Source organism: Kineococcus siccus (genome assembly GCF_009906795.1).
GTDB classification, from domain to species: Bacteria; Actinomycetota; Actinomycetes; order Actinomycetales; family Kineococcaceae; genus Kineococcus; species Kineococcus siccus.
The window spans coordinates 1-1,115 of the sequence record NZ_JAAALN010000403.1; the positions used below are offsets into that span (position 1 = coordinate 1).

Annotated in this window: 1 protein-coding gene; it reads left to right on the forward strand. The window is 69.6% G+C overall.

From position 1 onward, the window contains the following. Positions 1-188: 188 nt before the first annotated feature. On the forward strand, positions 189-959 hold the full coding sequence (locus tag GTR02_RS21805) for a class I SAM-dependent methyltransferase (protein ID WP_166609555.1): 771 nt from the start codon (positions 189-191) through the stop codon (positions 957-959). The last annotated feature ends 156 nt before the right edge of the window (positions 960-1,115 follow it).

The window sequence follows — 1,115 nt, forward strand, 5'->3', positions numbered from 1 at the left end:
CTCCTTCTACGAGTTCCTTGGCGGGTACTCGCAGAGCTTCACGCGGTGGCCCTCACCTGCTCACCGGGACACGCCGGTGCTGGTCAGGCTGCAGGGCCCAGTTACACCACTCGGGGGGACTCACCCCACCGGGGCCGTATCGCGAAAATCGATCGTCCCCGACCATGAGTTGCGGTGAGCATGGCGGTATGGACCGCACCGAGATCAGCCGCATCGCCCACCTGCACCACCCCGTCGCCGCTCCGGTAGACACGAACAACGTCCGGGCGTTGCTGTCGCTGTTGTCGCCTCCAGCAGGCGCCCGGGTGGTGGACCTGGGGTGCGGGCAGGGTGAGTGGCTGCTGGAACTCCTCACCGCGCGACCGGACCTGTCCGGGGTGGGCGTCGACGTGGCGCTGCCGGCGGACCTCGACGCTCGGGCGCGGGAGCGAGGGGTGGGTACGCGGGTGCAGTGGGTCCAGGCGGATGCCGCCAACTGGGACGGCGGGGTGTTCGACGTCGTGTTCTGCGTCGGGGCCAGCCACGCCTTCGGCGGTCTGGCGGGGACGTTGGACGCCGTCCGGGACATGGTGCGCCCGGGTGGACAGGTGCTGCTGGGGGACACCACCTGGGACAAGCCGCCGTCGAAAGCTGCGCAGGAGGCGCTCGAGGCCACCCCGGAGGACTTCCCCGACTTGCTCGGGTTGGTCAAGCGTGTGCAGGAGTCCGGGTTCGAGCCGGGCTACGGGCACGTGAGCACGTTGGCAGAGTGGGACGACTACGAGTGGTCCTGGACGGGGTCGCTCACCGCGTGGGCGTTGGCGCAGGACCAGGACTCACTCGAACGGGCACAGGCCCTGGAGGTCGCCAGGGAACACCGGCTGGCGTGGCTGGGTGGTTACCGCCGCCAGCTGGGGTTCGCGACCCTCCTGCTGCACGACCTCCGGCAGCCCTTCGTACCTCCTGCCGATCCCTCGTGACCCGCGGTTCGTGATCTTCCGCATCTCGACAGATGAGTGAGGTCGTTCAGGTGCCGGAGGCCATGTAGGCGGCGAGGATGTAGTTGGGGTGGCGGTCCAGCGTGGTCCTCGCTCGGTCGTAGCGCATGGTGGTGCGGGGGTCGGCGTGGCGGGCGG